This is a genomic window from Amycolatopsis samaneae (genome assembly GCF_039541975.1).
Lineage (GTDB): Bacteria > Actinomycetota > Actinomycetes > Mycobacteriales > Pseudonocardiaceae > Amycolatopsis > Amycolatopsis samaneae.
The window spans coordinates 580,352-600,704 of the sequence record NZ_BAABHG010000005.1 but is presented as its reverse complement, the minus strand read 5'-3'; the positions used below and the strand labels follow the sequence as shown (position 1 = coordinate 600,704).

The 20,353-nt window shown below is 72.4% G+C and carries 6 protein-coding genes and 1 pseudogene; 4 read left to right on the top strand and 3 right to left on the bottom strand.

Features of this window, described 5'->3' with window-relative positions:
• Positions 1–22 precede the first annotated feature (22 nt).
• On the bottom strand, positions 23–1,426 hold the full coding sequence (locus ABD987_RS16170; protein WP_345393125.1) for an amino acid permease: 1,404 nt from the start codon (positions 1,424–1,426) through the stop codon (positions 23–25).
• Between the two features lie 315 nt (positions 1,427–1,741).
• On the opposite strand from ABD987_RS16170, the gene ABD987_RS16165 reads away from it, so the two are divergent.
• Complete coding sequence (locus ABD987_RS16165) at positions 1,742–2,944, top strand: cytochrome P450 (RefSeq protein ID WP_345393123.1); 1,203 nt, start codon at positions 1,742–1,744, stop codon at positions 2,942–2,944.
• A gap of 66 nt (positions 2,945–3,010) precedes the next feature.
• Here ABD987_RS16165 and ABD987_RS16160 read toward each other — a convergent pair whose 3' ends face one another.
• Positions 3,011–6,685, bottom strand: a complete 3,675-nt coding sequence (locus ABD987_RS16160; RefSeq protein WP_345393120.1) for a beta-galactosidase — start codon at positions 6,683–6,685, stop codon at positions 3,011–3,013.
• A 177-nt stretch (positions 6,686–6,862) separates the two neighbouring features.
• Positions 6,863–8,002, bottom strand: coding sequence for a threonine synthase (locus ABD987_RS16155; protein WP_345393117.1), 1,140 nt, complete (start codon positions 8,000–8,002; stop codon positions 6,863–6,865).
• Between the two features lie 775 nt (positions 8,003–8,777).
• On the opposite strand from ABD987_RS16155, the gene ABD987_RS16150 reads away from it, so the two are divergent.
• The 3 genes and pseudogenes from ABD987_RS16150 to ABD987_RS16140 all read left to right on the top strand — a co-directional run.
• Positions 8,778–15,701 carry an SDR family NAD(P)-dependent oxidoreductase gene (locus ABD987_RS16150; protein ID WP_345393113.1) on the top strand — a complete coding sequence of 2,308 codons (6,924 nt, stop codon included), beginning with the start codon at positions 8,778–8,780 and terminating at the stop codon, positions 15,699–15,701.
• Between the two features lie 28 nt (positions 15,702–15,729).
• Positions 15,730–20,028: a beta-ketoacyl synthase N-terminal-like domain-containing protein gene (locus ABD987_RS16145; protein ID WP_345393409.1), complete on the top strand. Its 4,299-nt coding sequence runs from the start codon at positions 15,730–15,732 to the stop codon at positions 20,026–20,028.
• Positions 20,025–20,327: pseudogene (locus tag ABD987_RS16140) on the top strand (acyl carrier protein); the annotation flags it as partial. The gene ABD987_RS16145 and the pseudogene ABD987_RS16140, both read left to right, overlap by 4 nt.
• Positions 20,328–20,353 lie beyond the last annotated feature (26 nt).

The window sequence follows — 20,353 nt, the reverse complement described above, 5'->3', positions numbered from 1 at the left end:
GGACGCCGGGAAGCGGGGCCGGTCAGTCCCGGGAGCCGACGGGAACGCGCGCGTCCTCGCGGCGGCGGATGAACCGCCAGCCGACCACGAGGACGATCGCGACCACCGGGATCGAGTAGAACGCGATCTTCTCGGGCCCGTCGGAGAAGCCCATCAGCGCGATCACGAGCGCCAGGAACACGAGCGTGGCCCAGCCGGTGTACGGGGCGCCCGGCATCCGGTAGCTCGGCCGTTCGATCTCGCCCCGCAGCGCGGCCTGGCGCAGTCGCATCTGGGACACGATCAGGGTGGCCCAGGTGGCCACGACGCCGAGCGAGGCGATCGCGATGGCGATGTCGAAGGCCTCCTTCGGCACCAGGTAGTTCAGCACCACGCCCAGCAGGTAGGCGATCGAGGTGAACAGGATGCCGCCGTAGGGCACGTGACGGCTGCTCATCCGGCCGACGAACTTCGGCGCTTCGCCCTTTTCGGACAGTGCCCGCAGGATGCGGCCGGTCGAGTACAGGCCCGAGTTGACCGAGGAGAGCGCGGCGGTCAGCACGACGGCGTTCATGACATCGCCGATGCCGGGAATGCCGAGGCGCGAGAACACCGTCACGAACGGGCTTTCGTCACCACTGTAGAACGGCCACGGCAAGAGCATCGCCAGCAGCAGCACCGAACCGACGTAGAACACCGCGATGCGCCACACCACGCTGTTGATCGCCTTCGGCAGCACCTTGCGCGCGTCCTTGGTCTCGCCGGCGGCGATGCCGACGAGTTCGATGGCCGAGTACGCGAAGATGACCGCCTGCAGCGTCATCAGGGTGATCCCGAGCCCGGCGGGGAAGATCCCGTCGTGGTTGGTCAGGTTCTGCACCCCGGCGGTGGTGCCGCCGATGTTCGTCCCGGTGAGCACCAGGCCGAGCCCGACCACGAGGAACACGACGATCGCGAGCACCTTGACGACGGCGAACCAGAACTCGAGTTCGCCGAACAGCTTGACACTCAACAGGTTCACCGCCAGCAGCACGCCGAGGGCGATCAGCGCGGTGATCCACTGTGGAATGCCGGGCAGCCACTTGTGCACGTAGATGGCGACGGCGGTGATCTCGGCGATGCCGGTCATCGCCCAGTTGAGCCAGTACAGCCAGCCGGAGGCGAACCCGGCCCACGGGCCGATGAACTTCCGCGCGTAGGTGACGAAACTGCCCGAACTGGGCTCGTGCAGCACGAGCTCGCCGAGCGCGCGCATGACGAAGTAGGCCGCCGCGCCGCAGGCCGCGTACGAGAAGATCAGCGACGGCCCGACCTGATGCAGCTTTCCACCCGCGCCGAGGAAAAGCCCGACGCCGATCGCGCCACCGATCGCGATCATCTGCACCTGGCGGTTGCCGAGTGCTTTCGTGTAGCTGCCGCCCCCTTCGGGACGTTGGGAGGAATCCATGGTTGCCAGACGGTAGACGGCAAGCCGCTAGTGATCTAGCGCACCAAGGCAAGACTTAAGGTGTGGCGGCGCTCACACCGCCGTAACGGGGTGGACGCGGACACGATCGCGAGCCTTTCGGGAAAGTGTGCTCGTCTGGAGGGTGGCGACGCGCTAAAGGGCGATCTTGCTCGGCCGTTCGGGTTCATACGTTTTCTTGACTTCACACATCTGTGAAAGCTGTGTACCTTCTGAAGTGGGCCCACCAAGTCAGCGCGGCGGCCGATCGACCTGGGGCGGACGCCGCGACCTCTCCCACCACTTTCGGAGTCGGCGATGACGCAGACCGTTCCGCTCGTTCAGGCGCTGCCCACCACCCGTGGCCGGTGCCCGTTCGACCCGCCCGAGGCGCTGACCGAAATCGGCGCGCGTTCCCCGATCAGCCGGCTGGTGTACCCGGACGGCCACGAGGGCTGGCTCGTCACCGGGTACGCCGCCGCCAGGGCGGTACTCGCGGACGTCCGGTTCAGCTCCCGCGCCGAACTGCGGCGGACCCCGATCCCGCACGCGTTCGCCAAGGAGAAGCCGCGCCCCGCGATGCCGGGCGCGATCTCGGCCTTCGACCCGCCCGAGCACACCCGGCTGCGCAAGCACCTCACCGGCCAGTTCACCGTGCGGCGGATGCAGATGCTCGAACCGCGGGTCGCGCGGATCACCGAGGAACACCTGGACCGGATGGCGGCGGCGGGTTCGCCCGCCGACCTGGTCCGCGCCTTCGCGCTGCCGATCCCGTCGCTGGTGATCTGCGAACTGCTCGGAGTTCCCTACGAGGACCGGGAAGTCTTCCAGAAGAACACCTCGGTGCTGTTCAATCTGAAGTCCAGCGTCGAGGAGATCACGACGGCGATGGGCGGCATCACCTCGTACATGGCCGAGCTGGTCGACCGCAAGCGCGCCGAGCCGGACGAGCACCTGATCAGCGGACTGATCGAGACCGGGGACCTGACCGACGAGGAACTGGCGACCATCGGCATGACTCTGCTGGTCGCCGGGCACGAGACGACGGCGAACATGCTCGCGCTCGGCACGTTCGTACTGCTGGAGAACCCGGAGCAGCTCGCGCTGATGCGGGATGACCCGGACGTGGTCAAGAACGCGGTCGAGGAACTGATGCGGTACCTGAGCGTCATCCACGTGGGGCCGGGACGGACCGCGGTCGAGGACGTCGAGGTGGCGGGCCAGCTGATCCGGGCGGGGGAGTCGGTCGCCGTTTCGGTGCCGGCGGCCAACCGTGACCCGGAACGCTTCCCCGACCCCGACCGGCTCGACCTCACCCGCGCGGCCACCGGGCACATCGGGTTCGGGCACGGCGTGCACCAGTGTCTCGGCCAGCAGCTGGCGCGGGTCGAGATGCGTATCGCCCTCCCGGCACTGTTCCGGCGGTTCCCCGGGCTGCGCCTCGCGATCCCGGCCGAGGACGTCCGGATGCGCGCGGACATGGGGATCTACGGGGTCCACGAGCTGCCGGTGGCCTGGTGAGCCACTGACCGGGGGTGCGCACGGCGTGCCGGGACCGGGGGATGGGTCCCGGCACGCCGTGCCCGGTCAGCAGGTCAGCACGGGCTCGGCCCAGTCGCCGTGGTCCAGGCCGGGACCGTCGCCACCGTCGTCGACGATGAGGTCGAGCACCTGCCCGCCGGTGACGGGGACGTCGATCCCCGCCGTGGGGGAGGTGCCGGTGAGCAGGCCGGTGGTGGCGACCGGCCTGCCGTCGAGCAGCACCCGGAACACCACGGATCCGCCCCCGTGGGTCTCGTCGTCGACCCCGGCGGTGGCGGCGAACCGCGTGCACCGGCCGCCCAGGTAGAGCCGGACGTCGCTGGGGGAGTTGGTGCCGAGTCCGTGGGCGAAGACCTTGCCCCGCAGGGTGAGTGGCCTCCCGTCGCCGGGTTTGTCCTCGCCGACACTGGTGTCGCGCTCGACCGGGCCCCAGCCGTTGGACGCGGCGAGGAAGGGCAGCACGCTCACCCGGTTCGCGCCGGGTGGTGGGGCAGGCGGAACCGTGCCCGTGATCCGGGTGTCCGTTGTGGACAGTTCCTGGCCGTGGTGCCGGTAGCCCACCCGCACCGACAGCGGGTTGACCCGTGCCACCGCCGTGCCCGCGGTGACCGGCCAGCTGAACGTAACCGGGTGCCCGGGGTCCACCCGGGGCACCGACGGCGGCGACGCCGGTCCCGAGGTCCAGCCCGCGGGCAGGGTCAGTTCGGGCCGCACCGCCCGCACACCGTCCACACCGGACGGCACGGAAACCGTCGCGGTCACGGTGAACCGGTCTCCTGGCCGGACGGTGTCCGGTACGGCGAGGGCGACTCGGGCCGGTGAATCGGGCATCGCGTACCGGTGCGCGTCGTATCCGGGGCTCGCGTTCTGGCGGACCGTGAGCGGCGAGGCGTAGCTGCCGTGGTTCACCAGCTCGACCTTCCCGAGCCCGCCGGTCTCCCCGTCGGTGTTCCACACCGCGATCGCGATCGTGTTGGCACCGTGGGGATTCAGCACCCCGTTCGGGATGGGGAAGCTGTGCTGCGGCCCGACGTCGGCGAGGTACTGCCCGAACTGCCAGCCGTTGACGAAGATCAGCGCGCGGTAGTGCCGTCCGGGGTCGTCGGTGATGGTGAGGCCGACCGAGGTGTCCTGGTGCTCCGGCAGGTCGAGGGTCGCGGTGGTGCGGTACCAGGACACACCGGGTGTGGTGTCGCGGGCCGGGAGCCGGGCCGGTGTCCAGTCCCGGTCCGGGAATCCGGGCAGGGACCAGCCCGCGCGTTCCCCGTAGAGCCCGCCGGTGTTGAGCGGCCCGCGTACCGGGTCGAGGCCGGTCTCACCGCCGCGGGTGCCCTGCAGCCGCCAGGTCAGCGCGGTCAGCGGGGCGCCGGTGAGGCTCGCGCCGAGCAGCCCGCGCGCGGCCTTGTTTCCGTTGGAGGGCGTGTAGTCCTCGTCGTGGCCCATGTTGACGGTGAGCACCGAAAGCACGTTCTCGCCGTCGCGTAGCGCGCCCGGCGGGAAGACGAGGTTGTGCGGCCCGTCGCCGGCCGAGCCGAGGAAGACGCCGTTCAGCCAGGCGGAGACCTGGCCGGCGGTCCCGCCGCTCTGGCTGCTCAGGCTGATCCCGGTCTCCTTGCCGGTGGGCCGGAACCGGCCCCGGTACCAGGTGTTCCCGGTGTGGAAGTCGTAGTCGTCGGCGAAGAGCACCGGCAGCGTGGCCGGGGCGGTCTTGCTGTGCGAGGACGTCTTGGTCGCGACCGGCCACGCGGAGTCGTCGAAGTCCGGCCGGGCCTCCGGGGACTCCTGCCGGTGCTTCCACTCCGTCAGGGCGGGGAGCGTGACCGGTTTCGCGGTGGGCACCGTGGCCGCGCGGCTTCCGCTCGGGGTGACGGCCGACCGGACCGGGGTGTCGTTCCAGCTCAGCGCCCGGGCGCCGGAGAAGACCTCGACGGACCCGTCGTCCCCGATGTCGCCGCCGAGGTCGAGCGAGCCGCCGCGGCCGGTCGCGGTCCGCAGCAGGTGTGCGCCCCGAACCAGGATCGGGCCACCGGTGGTGTCCTGGCGCCAGAACGTTTTCGCGGTGTCCTTGTCGCCGAGCAGGAGCAGCAGGGGGCGGGCGCCGCCGGTGACCAGGACACGGGTCAGCCCGTCATGGGCGTAGTTCAGCCGGAGGTCGCCCCTCACACTGTCCCAAGTGGACTGTGCGGCCCCGGAAAGCACCGTGACCGTGGGGCGTTCCGCGTAGTGGAGGACGGTTTCGCCGGGCTGCCCGCGATCGCCGTAGAGCACGGCGACGTCCTGGCCGCCGGTCGTCAGGTTCGTCATCAGTTCGGAGGTCGAGTAGCGCATCGGCGTCGCGCCGAGGTCGTAGCCGGTCAGCAGGATCTTCGACTGGCGGCCGTCGAGGCGGATCGCGGTGCCGGGTTCCTGGGGGACGACCGGGTACTTCCCGGCGGCGCCGAGGTCGAGCGCGAGGTGGGTGGACGTCGTCGCGGTGGAGGTCGAATCCCGGTGCCGCAGCACGTGGAACCGGGTACCGGTGTCGGGGTTGACGCGCGCGGTGTCCAGGATGTCCGGCGATTCGGGTGGCGCGACGGCGAGCGGGTCGGTCTTCGTCAGCGGGGCGACGGACTGGGTGAAGTACCCGATGAGCTTGTCCTCACCGTACTTCGCCTCCAGCTGGCGTGCCTCGGTGATCGCCGCGCCGTAGTCGTAGGAGGTGTAGTTCTGCGGGATCGCGCTCCAGCCCCACGAGGTCCCGCCGTAGACCATGTAGAAGTTCTGCGCCGTCGCGCCGGCGCCGATGTTCGCCTTGTAGAACACGTTCGCGAACTGGTCGTTGATGAGCTGCGCGCACCGGTCGTAGCCGGGGCCGCCCCACGGGTCGAACGCGCCGCCCTGGAACTCCGCGGTGTAGAGCGGCTTGCCCGCCGGGCGGTTCTTCCCGATGTCCGGCACCGGCTTCCACTTCTCCGGGGTGGAACAGTTGAAGCCCTGGGGATAGTGGTCGACGCCGTCGACGTCGAGCGCGGCCTCCCCGGTGTTGAAGGTGCCCTGGTGGTTACCGGTGAGGGGAACGCGGATCCCGTTCGCGCGGGCCCGGTTCTCCAGGTGCCCGAGGTACGCGCGGCCGTCCGGCCCACCGTTGTAGAACTCGTTCTCGACCTGGTAGGCGATCACGGTACCCCGGCCGCTGGTCCACTGGTGCCGGGCAATGATCGGGTCGATGTGGTCCTGCCACTCGTCGGAGTACCGGAGGTAGGCCGGGTCCGCGCTGCGGGTGTTGCCCGGCCGGGTGCTGAGCCAGGTCGGGAACCCGCCACCGTCCACCTCGGCGTTGATGTAGGGGCCCGGCCGGGCGATGACGTAGACGCCCACTTCCGCGGCGATGTCGAGCAGTCGGTCGACGTCACGCACGCCGGTGAAGTCGTAGATGCCCTCGCGGGGCGAGTGGTAGCCCCAGTCGAAATACAGCGACGTCGCGTTGAACCCGGCGGCCTTCATCTTCTGGAGCGCGTCGCGCCACAGGTCGACGCTGGGCAGCCGGTAGTAGTGGAACTCGCCGGACCACAGGTAGGTCCGCTTTCCGTCGAGCAGGAACGAGTAGCCGTCGTAGCCGACGGTGTGTGGTGCCGGGGGAGCGGTGGGTCCCGCGGCGTGCGCGGGCGGGGTGAGCAGGGAGAGGACGAGGGCGAGCGCGGCGAGCGCGGGGGCACGCCGCGCGGACACGCGGAAGGTCATCTGAACACTCCGGGGGCGGAGGCGCGACGAACCCCCTCGTCACGCCATATCAACAAACTTCAACACGGATACATAGTGCTGTGTGGCTTGTTGTGGAGTTCTGTTCTCAGACTGACATTCGGGTGACGGCCGGTCAACCCTTCGTGGTCGACAGGGAGCGGACAACTTCGGATCGGCTCACGGCCGGTCGTGGCCGAACACCGCGGACATCGTGGCCGCGGCCTTGAGCCCGGATCCGGTGAGGACCACCACGGTTGTCTCGCCGGGCCGGATGACGCCGCCGGCGCGGAAGACGTCGAGCGCGGCGGCCGCGGTCGCGCTGGTTGGTTCCGCGTAGAGGCCGGTGGCGGCGAGGCGGCGGGTCGCGTCGGCGATGGCGTCCTCGCCGATCGCGACCGTGGTGCCCCCGGACCGGCGGATCGCGGCGAGGACCTCGGGCAGCCGGACCGGCTCCCGGATGGCGGTGCCCTCGGCGATGGTCGGCGCGAACGTCGTGGGCACCGGGGTGTCCGTGCCGGCCTGGAAGCTCGCGTGCAGGGGCGCGCAGTGCGCGGGCTGGGCGACCAGCAGCCGCGGGCGCCGCTCGATCGCGCCCGCGGCGAGCAGTTCGGTGAACCCGAGGTCGCAGCCCAGCACGATGCTGCCGGCGCCGGCCACGGTGACGATGTTGTCCGGCGCGGTGAAGCCGAGGTCCTCCCAGAGTTCGTACGCCAGGGTTTTGGTGCCCTGCAGGAAGAACGGGTGCCAGTTGTGGCTGGCATAGCAGGTCTCGGCGGAGCGTCGCAGGGCTTCGGCGGCGGTGTCGTCGCGGGTGCCGGGCACCAGTTCGACGGTCGCGCCGTAGGCGCGGCTCTGCAGGACCTTCGCCGGGGACGTCGACTCCGGTGCCAGGATCGTCGCGCGGATCCCGGCGGCGGCGCTGTAGGCCGCGATCGACGAGCCACCGTTTCCCGAACTGTCCTCCAGCACCTCGGTCACCCCGTGCCCGGCCAGCAGGGAGAGCAGGACGGTGCTGCCCCGGTCCTTGAAGCTGCCGGTGGGGTTGAACCACTCGAGCTTGAACCGGGTGGCTTCGCCGCCCCAGGGCAGCTCGACCAGGGGAGTGCACCCCTCACCGAGCGAGATCGGGCGCCGGATGCCCTCCGGCAGCGCGGCCCGGTAGCGCCACAACGAACGCGTGCCGGAGTCGACATCGGCGCGCGTGATGCCCGCCAAGGGTGGCACGGTCAGCGGCGTTCCGTCGTCGCCGCGCCAGCGGAGCGGGTCGAGGGGGTAGGTCCGGCCGGATCGCTCGTCGAGATACCCCGGGGCGGTCATGGTCACCTTCCGATATGAACAACTGGTCCAGATGTGGACAGAGTGTCCAAGTCGATGGGGGGTTGTCAACCGCGTGCGCGTGTCGTCGCGTCGGGTAACGGCGGCATTAGGGAAATTGGCTCACGTTCTTTTCGGTGAATTTTTCACCGGCGAGCTTGCGTGGTACGCGCTGTATCGGGATGGGCGATCCAGGTGGCGCGCCGGGCGCGGGTTGAGGTTCGCCACGGTCGCGCCCTCGGCGCCGCCATGGCCGCCCGACCACCGTGAATGCGGCGAGCCGGGCAGGCCGTTGACTTCGCGAGCGGGTTAGCCGAGGGTAAACGAGTGTGCGGGCTAAATATCTTTACGCCATTTTCGGCAGCGAAAAAAGAAACGTCGGTACTCGGCCGGGGATGGTCGTTATGGCTTCGGATTCGGGCTTCTTTCCGGGGTATCCGGGTGGCTTTGTGTGCGGGGTTCCGGTGCTCGGCGGGCAAAAGGCGCAGGGTAGGGGATGGCGGCCATTCGTGCCGCGCCGGTGACCGGGATGGGTTGCCCTGACTGGGCGGCGGCGGGGTGATCGGGTGGCCCCTACTATGCATTAAGGGGTACGCGCAAGCGGGTCCCGCGTGGTGGTCGGATGGCGGGGATGTTAAATTCTTGAGTCCTGGACCAGTTTCTCCCGCGACTTTTTGGAGCGCTGCGAAGAAAACACGGAGAGTTGTTGACGTACTCCGGTCGAGGCGCTTAAGTACTCCCCGTTACTGCTTCACTCTTTTGGTGTTGGGGAGTTCCCATGCGTGTGTCGGAAGGCGTTCCCCGGCAGAGCGCCGACACGGTCCTCGCCGTGAATCCGCTGAACAGGCCGTCGGCGCGGGCGACCGCGGCCGCCGCGAAGGGCGGCGTGCTCGGCGTGCTCGACCTGACCGTTCCCGGCCCGTCGGCCGCCGACGAGCTGGCCCTGCTGGCGGAGTGGCCGGTCACCGGGTTCGCCGTACGTGTCACTCACTTGGGTGAGTTGCCCGATGCCGCCCACACCGTGTTGCTCACCCCCGGCTCCTCGCGGACGGCCCGGGACTTCCCCGGGCGCCGCGTGCTCGCCGAGGTCACCTCGCGCGCGCAGGCCCGGCGCGCGGCGGCCGACGGCGCCCACGGCCTGATCGCCCGCGGTGGGGAAAGCGGCGGCCCGGTCGGCGAACTGAGCACGTTCGTCCTGCTCCAGGCGTTACTCGCGGACGAAAGCCTCGCTCTCCCGGTCTGGGCGGCGGGCGGGATCGGCCCACACACCGCGGCGGCGGCCGTGGCGGGCGGCGCGGCCGGTGTCGTGCTCGACACCCAGCTGGCGCTGCTGGCCGAGGCCGACCTCCCACCCGCCGTCACCTCGGCGTTGAGCGGACTCGACGGGTCCGAGACGACGGTCGCCGACGGCGTCCGGGCCCTGGCCCGGCGCGGTCCCGGTGCGGGCCGGGCAGGCGAAGCGCTCCCCGTCGGCCAGGACGTCTTTCTCGCGACGCGGTTCCGCGACCGCTGGGGCACCGTGGCCGCGACCGTCCGCGGCGTCCGGGAGGCCATCGATGCCGCGCTGCGGGTGGAAGGTCCGGTGCTCGGCCGGAACTCGCCCGGTGCGAGGGCGCTCGGTACCGCGTTGCCGGTGGTCCAGGGGCCGATGACCCGGGTGAGCGACCAGGCAGGGTTCGCCGCCGAAGTCGCCGCCGCCGGGGCGCTGCCGTTCCTCGCGCTCGCCCTGTCCGGTCCCGGGCAGACGCGGGAGCTGCTCGAACGCACCAGGGACGCGCTCGGCACGGCGCCGTGGGGCGTCGGCGTGCTCGGGTTCGCGCCGGACGAGGTGAAGGCCGCGCAGCTGGACGTGATCCGCGAGATCCGGCCGTCGCACGCGATCATCGCGGGCGGACGCCCGGCGCAGACCGCGGCGCTGGAGGAAGCCGGGATCTCGACCTTCCTGCACGTGCCCTCTCCAGGGCTGCTCAAGCAGTTCCTCGAAGCGGGCGCGCGCAAGTTCGTCTTCGAGGGGGCCGAATGCGGGGGCCACGTCGGCCCGCGCGCGAGCTTCCCGTTGTGGGAAGCCCAGCTCGGCGTGCTGGAAGACTTCCTCGCTGGCACGCCGGACGCGGCGGCGGGACTGCGGGTCCTGTTCGCCGGTGGCGTGCACGACGCGCGGTCGGGCGCGATGGTCGCGGCGATGGCCGCGCCGCTCACCGCGCGCGGCGCGGCGGTGGGGGTCCTGATGGGCACCGCGTACCTGTTCACCCGCGAGGCGGTGGACGCGGGAGCGGTACTGCCGCTGTTCCAGCGCCGGCTGCTGGCCGCGGAGCGGACCGATCTGCTGGAGACCGCGCCCGGGCACGCGACGCGGTGCGTCCGCAGCCCGTTCACCGAGGAGTACGAACAGACCAAGCGGGAGCTGGCCGAGCGCGGTGTCCCGAGCCGGGACGCCTGGGAGCGGCTGGAACAGCTCAACGTCGGCAGGCTCCGGTTGGCCAGCAAGGGCATCGAGCGCGTCGGCGGCGAACTGCGCGAGGTGGGCGAGGACCGGCAGCTCGCCGAGGGCATGTTCATGGCCGGTGAGGTCGCGGTGCTCCGTTCGGCGACCACCACGGTCACCGAACTGCACGACGAGGTCGGGCCGGGCGCCGACGCGTTCCTCCGCGCCCGCGCCGAACAGCGGGGAGCGGCGGCGGAAGCCACCGCGCCGGAGCCGGAGCCGCTGGACGTCGCGATCGTCGGGATGGCGTGCATGTTCCCCGGCGCCCCGGATCTCGCGTCCTTCTGGGCGAACGTCCTTTCCGGACACGACGCGGTCACCGAGGTGCCCGCGCAACGGTGGGACACCGGCCTCTACTACGGACGGGACGGCGCGGGCGAGCGGACGCCGTCGCGCTGGGGCGGGTTCCTGCCCGAGATCCCGTTCGACCCGCTGGCCTACGGCATCCCGCCCTCCTCACTGGCGAGCATCGAACCGGTGCAACTGCTGGCGCTGGAGGCCGCGCACCGCGCGCTGGCCGACGCGGGGTACGCCGACCGGCCGTTCGACCGCACCCGCACGTCGGTGGTGTTCGGCGCCGAGGCGGGCAGCGACCTGTCCAACGCGATGACCCTGCGCACGGTGCTGCCCTCCTACCTCGGGGAGCTTCCGTCCGCTTTGGACGAACAGCTGCCGAGGCTGACCGAGGACTCCTTCCCCGGCGTGCTGGCGAATGTCATCGCAGGACGGATCGCGAACCGGCTCGACCTCGGCGGCGCGAACTACACGGTCGACGCGGCGTGCGCGTCCTCGCTCACCGCGGTGGACGTCGCCTGCAAGGAACTCACCGCGGGCACGAGCGACTTCGTGCTGTGCGGGGGCGCGGACCTGCACAACGGCATCAACGACTACCTGCTCTTCGCCTCCGCGCACGCGCTTTCGCCCACCGGGCGTTCGGCGACCTTCGACAGCGCGGCGGACGGCATCGCGCTCGGCGAGGGTGTCGCGTGCGTCGCGCTGAAGCGGCTCGCGGACGCGGAACGCGACGGCGACCGGGTGTACGCGGTGATCAAGGGCGTCGGCGCGGCGAGTGACGGCCGCGCGCTGGGGCTGACCGCGCCGCGGCCGGAGGGCCAGCGCGCCGCGCTCACCCGCGCCTACCGCAACGCGCGCGTGTCCCCGGCCCAGGTGGGGCTGGTCGAGGCGCACGGCACCGGGACCGTGGTCGGGGACCGGACCGAACTGGGCACCCTGACCAGCGTGTTCACCGGGGCGGGCGCGGCACCGGGCACGTGCGCGGTCGGGTCGGTGAAATCCCAGATCGGGCACACGAAGTGCGCGGCGGGGCTCGCGGGACTGGTGAAGACGGCGCTGGCGGTGCACACCGGTGTCAAACCGCCGACGCTGCACGTCGAGAACCCGAACCCGGCCTGGGAGGCGGAGCGCAGCCCGTTCGTGTTCCCGTCGTCCGCGCGGCCGTGGGCGGCCCCGCCCGCGGAGCGGATCGCCGGGGTCAGTGCCTTCGGGTTCGGCGGCACGAACTTCCACGTGGTGCTCGCCGCGCACGCGGACGTCCCGCCCGAACGGACCGCCGACGAGTGGCCCGCCGAGCTGTTCACGTTCGCGGGCAAGGGATACGAGACCGCGCTGAAGGACCTGCTCACGCTCGCCGAGACACCCGCCGAGTACCGGCCGTGGCGGCTGCGGGACCTCGCGCTGGCCGCCTCCGGGCGCGCGGAGACGGCACGGGCGGCGGGCGGCGGCACCGAGGTCGCCCTGGTCGCGTCCACTGTGGACGAGCTGACCGGCCTGCTGCGCAAGGCGATCGACGGCGAACGGACCACCGGCGTCTTCTTCGCGGCCGACGCGGTGCGCGGCGACGTCGCGATGTTGTTCCCCGGCCAGGGCAGCCAGCGGCCGGGCATGTTCGCCGAGCTGTTCGTCGCCTTCCCCGAACTGCACCGCTACCTGCGGCTGGATCCGGGGACCGCGGCGGCGGTGTTCCCGCCCCCGGTGTTCGACGAGGCGGGACGGCGCGAGCAGGCCGCGCGGGTGACCGACACCCGGGTCGCCCAGCCCGCGCTGGGGATCGCCGGGCTCGCCGCGCACCACCTGCTGACCAGGGCCGGGGTACGACCGGCGATGCTGGGCGGGCACAGCTACGGCGAGCTGGTGGCGCTGGCCGCGGCCGGGACGCTGCGGCCGGACGCGTTGCTGCGGTGCAGCCGGGCACGGGCCGAGGCGATCCTCGAAGCGGCCGGTACGGGGGACGCGGGAGCGATGGCCGCGGTGGCCGGGCCCGCGGACGTCGTGGGCACGGCACTGGCCGGGGACGGGTTCGCCTCGGTGGTCGTCGCCAACCACAACGCGCCGAAGCAGACGGTGATCTCCGGGCCGACCGGCGACGTCGACCGGGCCGTCGTGCTGCTGCGCGACGCCGGGCTCGGCGCGAAGCGGATCCCGGTCGCCTGCGCGTTCCACAGCCCGCTGGTCGCGGCCGCGGGGGAGACCTTCGGCGCGACGCTCGCCGACGTCGATCTCGCCGCGCCGGAGGTGCCGGTCTACGGGAACCGCGCGGCCGGGACCTATCCGGCCGACGCCGAGGGCGTGCGGACGGAACTGGCGGCCCAGCTGGGCGCGCCGGTCCGGTTCGTCGAGCAGGTGGAGGCGATGTACGCCGCGGGGGCGAGGGTCTTCGTCGAGGCCGGGCCGGGCGCGGTACTGTCCAAACTGGTTTCGGCGGTGCTCGGTGACCGTCCATTCCGGACCATCGCGATGGAACGGAGCGGCGGGCACGGGCTGCCCGGGTTCCTGACGGCGCTCGCCGAGCTGGCGGTGTGCGGTGCCGCGATCGAGACCGGCTGGCTGTTCCGGGGCCGGGACGCGGTCGACGCGGCGGCCACGCCCCGGGCCCGCCGTCCGGGGTGGACGGTGGACGGACAGCTGCTGCGTACCGCCGGCGGGACAGTTCCCGAGGCGGCCCTGCACCCCGCGCGCCGGATCACGCCGGGCACGCGGATGTCGTACGACACGGAGGTCGGCGTGGGCACTTCTCCCCAGCACGAACAGGGTTCCGAGGCGTTGATCGCCGACTTCCTGCGCACCAGCCGGGAGATGATCGCGGCGCAGCGGGACGTCCTGCTCGGCTACCTCGGCACCGAACCGCCTGCCACCCCGGTCCTTCGCCAGGTCGAGCCGATGCCGAGTCACACCGCCCCGGCGAGGGCCGCGCTCCCGGAACCGGTGCCGGTCGTCCCGGCGCCGAAGCCGGATCGGCCGGTGTTGTCGGTGGTGGTGGAGGTGATCGGGGAGCGGACCGGGTATCCGGTCGAGATGATCGAGCCGGGCTTGGATCTGGAAGCGGATCTGAGTGTGGATTCGATCAAGCGGGCGGAGATCGCGGGGGAGCTGGCGGGCAGGCTGGGTCTGTCCACAACGGACTTCGACGTCGAGGAAGTGGCTAAGGCCCGGACGGCCGCGGCGATCGCCGAGCTGATCGGCGATCGCGCGCCCGCCTCGTCGGCGCCCGCGGCGGCGGAGCCGGGCCGGTCGGTGTTGTCGGTGGTGGTGGAGGTGATCGGGGAGCGGACCGGGTATCCGGCGGAGATGATCGAGCCGGGTTTGGATCTGGAAGCGGATCTGAGTGTGGATTCGATCAAGCGGGCGGAGATCGCGGGGGAGCTGGCGGGCAGGCTGGGTCTGTCCACAACGGACTTCGACGTCGAGGAAGTGGCCAAGGCCCGGACCGCGGCCGGGATCGCCGAGCTGATCGACGGCGGCGCGGTCGCCGGGCAGGCGGCCCGGACGGAGCCCGAAGAGACGGACAAGGCCGTCGTCGTCGCACCGAAACGCCTGGTGATGACACCCTTCGACCTCGAGCCCCCGGTCGTGGACGTCGCCGGTTCCCGGTTCCTGGTGCTCGGCACTGGCTCGCTCGCCGACGCGGTGGCCGCGCGCCTCGGCGCGCTGGGCGCCGAGGCCGTCGTGGGCACCGAGGTGCCGGAGGGGGAGACCTTCGCGGGTGTCCTGCACGTCCCGGGCGCCGACCCGGTGTTCCCGGAGTCGTTCGGGCTCTACCGCGCCGTGCTGGCGACGGGGCCGCGCTGGCTGCTCGCCGCCGGGCCCCAGCCGGGCCTGCGCGGATTCTTCCGGTCGGTGGCGCGCGAGTACCCGGACACGATCGCCAGGGTGGTCGAACACCCGGCGGGCACCGATCCCGGCGACATCGCCGCCGGACTGGTCGCCGAACTGTCCACTGTGGACTATGAACCGGTGGTACTGCGGGACGGCGACGCGCGCCGTGGGCTGCGGATGACCGAGGAACCGCTGGGCCTGCTCGGCAGCACCGGTGCCGGACCGGCGGGCGACGGCGCGGCGGAGGCGGCGGCGATCGGTCTCGACCGCGACTCGGTCGTGCTGCTGGTCGGCGGGGCCAAGGGCATCACCGCCCGGTTCGCCGCCACGCTGGCGGGAGCGGCGCGCTGCCGGTTCGAACTGCTCGGTCGCACCCCGGTGCCGCCGGCCGAGGAGGACCCGGCGTTCGCGAACGCCCGTGACGCCCAGGAAATCCGCGCCGCGCTGATCGCGAGCGGGCAGCGGGTGCCCGCCGAGATCGAGCGCTCGGTGACACGGATCCTCGGCGAGCGCGAGGTGCGGGCCACGCTGCGGACGCTGTCCGGGCTCGGCGCGCAGGTGCGTTACCAGTCGGTCGACATGCGCGAAGCCGAGGCCGTGCACCGCGCGATCAAGGAGATCCACGCGGAACACGGCAGGCTCGACGGGATCGTGTACGCGGCGGGTGTCATCGAGGACAAGCTCATCGCCGAGAAGCCGCCGGAGTCGTTCGCGCGAGTGTTCGGCACGAAGGTCGACGGCGCGCAGGCACTGCTCGACGCGACCGCCGAACTCCCCGCGCCGCCGCGGTTCGTGGCGCTGTTCGGCAGCATCGCGGCCACGCTCGGCAACCGGGGCCAGTCCGACTACGCGGCCGCGAACGACGCGCTGGAGGCGTTCGGCAGGCGCTGGCCGGTGTCCGGGCGCGCGGTGACCGTCCACTGGGGACCGTGGGCGCCGACCGGGACGCACGACGGCATGGTCACCCCCGCGCTGATGCGGGACTACGCCCGGCGCGGGATCGAGCTGATCGACCCGGAGGAGGGCACCATGAGCCTGCTGCGCGAGCTGGCCTGGGGCCCGGCCGAGGCCACCTCGGTCGTCTACACCGCTTCGGGGTGGTGACGTGTCCGGCCCGGTCGCGATCGTGGGGATGTCGGTACTGCTGCCCGGCGCCCCCGACCTCGGTACCTACTGGCGGAACCTCGCCGGGGGTGTCGACGCCATCACCACCGTCCCGCCCGGACGCTGGGACGCGGTCCACTACGCCCCGGACGCACCGCCCCGGGCGGACCGGATCTACTGCGGGCGCGGCGGTTTCGTCGACGAACTGGCCGAAGTGGACGTCACCGGGTTCGGGATCATGCCGAACTCCGTGCCCGCGACCGAGCCCGACCAGCTGATCGCGCTGCGGGTGGCCGCCGAGGCGGTCGCCGACGCGGGCGGGCCGGGCCGGCTGCCCGCCGAACGGGCCAGGGTGGGCGTGATCCTCGGCCGCGGCGGCTACCTCACGCCCGGGCTGGTGCGGCTCGACCAGCGCGTCCGCACGGCCACCCAGCTGGTCCGGACCCTCGGCGAACTGCTGCCCGAGCTCGGCGCTGACCGGCTCGACGAGGTCAGGGAAGCGTTCACCGCGCGGCTCGGCCCGGAGGCACCGGAGTCGGCGATCGGGCTGGTGCCGAACCTGGCCGCCTCCCGGCTGGCGAACCGGCTCGACCTGCGTGGCCCGGCGTACACCGTGGACGCCGCGTGCGCGTCCTCGCTGATCGCGGTCGACCACGCGGTCCGCGAACTCCACAGTGGACGGTGCGACGCGGTGCTGGCGGGCGGGGTCCACCACTGCCACGACGTCACGTTCTGGAGCGTGTTCAACCAGCTCGGCGCGCTCTCGCCGAGCGAGCGGATCCGGCCGTTCCACCGCGACGCCGACGGTGTGCTGATCGGTGAGGGCACCGGGGTCGTGGTCCTCAAACGGCTCGCCGACGCCGAACGCGACGGGGACCGGGTGTACGCGGTGATCACCGGGACCGGGGTCGCGAGCGACGGCCGCACCGCGAGCCTGGCCAGCCCGGACACCGGCGGTCAGGTCCGCGCGGTCCGGCAGGCGTGGGCGGCGGCCGGGCTCGACCCCGCCCGGCCGGGCGCGCTGGGCCTGCTGGAGGCGCACGGCACCGCGACCCCGGCGGGCGACGCGGCCGAACTCGCCACGCTGGCCGAGGTCTTCGGGCGGCCGGGGGACAGCGCGGTCATCGGGTCGGTCAAGTCGATGATCGGGCACACCATGCCCACGGCGGGGATCGCCGGGCTGATCAAGGCCGCGCTGGCCGTGCACCACGGTGTCCTGCCGCCGACCCTGCACTGCGACGATCCGCATCCGGACCTCGCGCGGACCCGGTTCACCCCGATCGGCACCGCCCGCCCGTGGGAGGGCGAGGGTGTGCGCCGCGCGGGCGTCAACGCGTTCGGCTTCGGCGGGATCAACGCCCACGTCGTCCTCGAACAGGCACCGGGAAGCGCCACGCCGGTGGTCACGGTCCGCGAACCCGAGCGGGTTCTTCGGCTCGCTGCGTCCACAGTGGACGAGATGGCGGTGTTGCTCGATGGCGCCGATCGAGACGTCCTCGCCCGCGAAGGCACGGACGGACCGGTGCGACTCGGCATCGTCGACCCGAACCCGAAACGTCTCGCGCTGGCGCGCAAGGCGATCGCGCGCGGCCGGGGCTGGCGGGGCCGCAACGACGTCTGGTTCGCCCCGGAACCCCTGCTGCGCGAAGGAAAACTCGCCTTCGTCTTCCCGGGCCTGGAGGCGGAGTTCACGCCGAACTGCGCCGACGTCGCGCGGCACTTCGGCCTGCCGTGGCAGGACGGCGAGGTCGAGGTCGGCGACGTCGGCAGGCACGGCGCCGCGGTGTTCGGACTGGGCAGGCTGCTGCACGCCGCCATGGGACGCCTCGGCGTGACCCCGGACGCACTGGCCGGGCACAGCCTCGGCGAGTGGACGGCGATGGCGGCGGCCGGGATCCACGCCGAGGACGAGGTGGACGCCTTCCTCGCCGGGTTCGACCCGGACGCGCTGGTGGTGCCCGGCCTGACCTTCGCCGCGGTCGGCGCGCCCGCTTCGCGGGTGCTGGAGGTACTCGGCGAGCGCGAGGATGTCGTGCTCTCCCACGACAACTCCCCGAACCAGGCGATGATCTGCGGGCCCGCCACGGCGGTCGGCGAGCTGGTGGAGCTGTTCCGCGCGCGGGGCGTGCTCGCCCAGGTGCTGCCCTTCCGGTCCGGGTTCCACACCCCGATGCTGCGCCCGTACCTCGGCCCGATCCGGGAGGGCGCGGAGCGGCTGCGCCTGCACCCGGCTCGGCTGCCGGTGTGGTCGGCCACCACGGTGGCGCCGTACCCGGCGGGCACGGCGGCGACGCGGGAGCTGTTCGTGCGCCACCTGCTGGAACCGGTGCGGTTCCGCCCGCTCGTCGAGGCCATGTACGCGGCGGGGTTCCGCGCGTTCGTCCAGCTCGGCGCCGGCCAGCTCGGGTCCCTCGTCGGCGACACCCTGCACGGGCGCGAACATCTCGCGGTGTCGGCGCATGCGTCGCAGCGCGACGGGCTCGCCCAGCTGCGGCGGGTGGCCACCGCGCTGTGGGCCGACGGCGTGGACGTCGACACGACGGCGCTCCCCGGCGGACGCCCGGCGGCCAGGGCGGGCCGCGTGGTGAAGCTGGACCTGGGCGGTGGGCTGGTCTCGCTGGACGAGCGGACCCGTGCCCGCTTCGGCACGCCACCGCGCCCTGAGTCCACTGTGGATGGACTCGGGGCGCTGGCCGCGCACGGCCCGCTCGCCGCCGAGTTCTCCGCGCTGCTGAAGGACACCGCGGACCTGGCCACGGACGTGCTCGCCCGCCGCGGCATCCCGCGGGCCCGGCCGGTCGCGCCACAGGAACTGCGGACCACGCTGACGGTGTCGGTCGAGACCATGCCGTACCTGCTCGACCATTGCTTCTTCCGGCAGCCGGAGGTGGCCGAGCCCGCCGACCGCTGGCCGGTGGTCCCGGCGACCACGGTGATCGAGCACCTGATGGGCTTCGCCGAGCAGGCGGCGCCGGGGCGGCGGGCGGTGGCCGTGCACGACGTGCGGCTGACCCAGTGGATCACCGCCACCCCGGCGGTGACCGTCCCGGTCCGCGTGGTGCCGGAGGGACCGGACCGGGTGCTGGCGTCCCTCGACGGCTACTCGCAGGCCGTGGTCGAGCTCGCGCCCGACTACGCGCCCACCGCCCCGGAGCCGTGGCGGTTCGCCACCGCCGACGAGCGCGAACCCGAGCTGAGCGCGGCCGAGCTGTACACCGAGCGCTGGATGTTCCACGGTCCGCGGTTCCAGGGCGTACGGGAGCTGACCGCGGCCGGGGAACGGCACGTCCGCGCGGTGCTGACGACGCCGGCGGCGCCCGGCGCCCTGCTGGACAACGTCGGCCAGGTGCTCGGCTACTGGATCATGTCGCGGCTGCCCGAGCGCAGCACGGTGTTCCCGGTCGGCATGCGCGAGATCCGCTTCCACGGTCCGCATCCGGCGCCGGGGGAGCGGCTGGAGTGCCTGGTCCGCGTCACGAACGTGACCGAGACCGAGCTCGAGGCCGACATGCAGCTCGTCCACAAAGGACAGGTGTGGGCGGAGTTCCGGGGCTGGCGCGACCGCCGGTTCGACAGCAATCCGGTGATCCGCCGCGTGGATCGCCGACCGGAGCGCCATACGCTGTCGCGGGCGCGGCCGGAGGGCTGGGCGCTGGTGCACGAGCAGTGGCCGGACCTGGCGACCCGCGAGCTGATCATGCGCAACCTGCTGGCCGGCGCCGAACGCGAGGCCTACGACGCGCGTCCGCCGCGCGGCAGGCGGCAGTGGCTGCTCGGCCGGATCGCGGTGAAGGACGCCGTCCGGCACCTGCTGTGGGACCGGGGCGAGGGCGACATCTTCCCGGCGGAGCTGCGGGTCGGCAACGACAACGCGGGCCGTCCGTACGTGACCGGCGCCTACGGGCGGACGCTGCCGGAACTCACGGTGTCGCTGGCGCATCGCGATGACGTCGGGGTGGCGATCGCGCGGCCGTGGCCGTGCGGGATCGACGTCGAAGAGGTCTCGCCGAGGGCGGCGGCCACGCTGTCGGCGGCGTTCGGCACGGCGGAGCGGGCGTTGTTCGACGACGTCGCGCGGGAGGACTCGGATCGGTGGTTCGCCCGGTTCTGGACCGCCAAGGAGGCCGTCGCGAAGCTCCGCGGCACCGGTTTGCGTGGCGAGCCAAGGGACTTCGCCGTCATCGAGGCCGGGCCGGACCGCCTGGCCGTGCGGGCGGCCGGGCGGACGTACCCGGTGCGCTGCCGCGACATCGGGAACCTGCCGGGCCACGCGCCGCGCGCGTACGTGGTGGCCTGGACGGAAGAGGAAAAGGAGACAGAGCTGTGAGCATCGAGACGGCGCGTCCGATCGCGGACGAGGAGACCGTGCTGGCGGACCTCACCGCCATCCTGCGGGAACTGCTGGACGAGTACGGGCTGGACGACGCCGAGATCGCGATGGACACCACGTTCCACGACGACCTCGAACTGGAAAGCGTCGATCTGGTCGCGTTGTCGGGCAGCCTGCGTGAGCGGTACGGCGAGCGGGTCAACTTCGCGACCTTCATCGCCGAACGCGATCTGGAGGAGATCATCGCGCTCACCGTGGGCGAGCTGGTGCGGTACATCGTGACCTCGCTGCGCGCGGCGGAGGCTGGCGTGAGCCATAATCG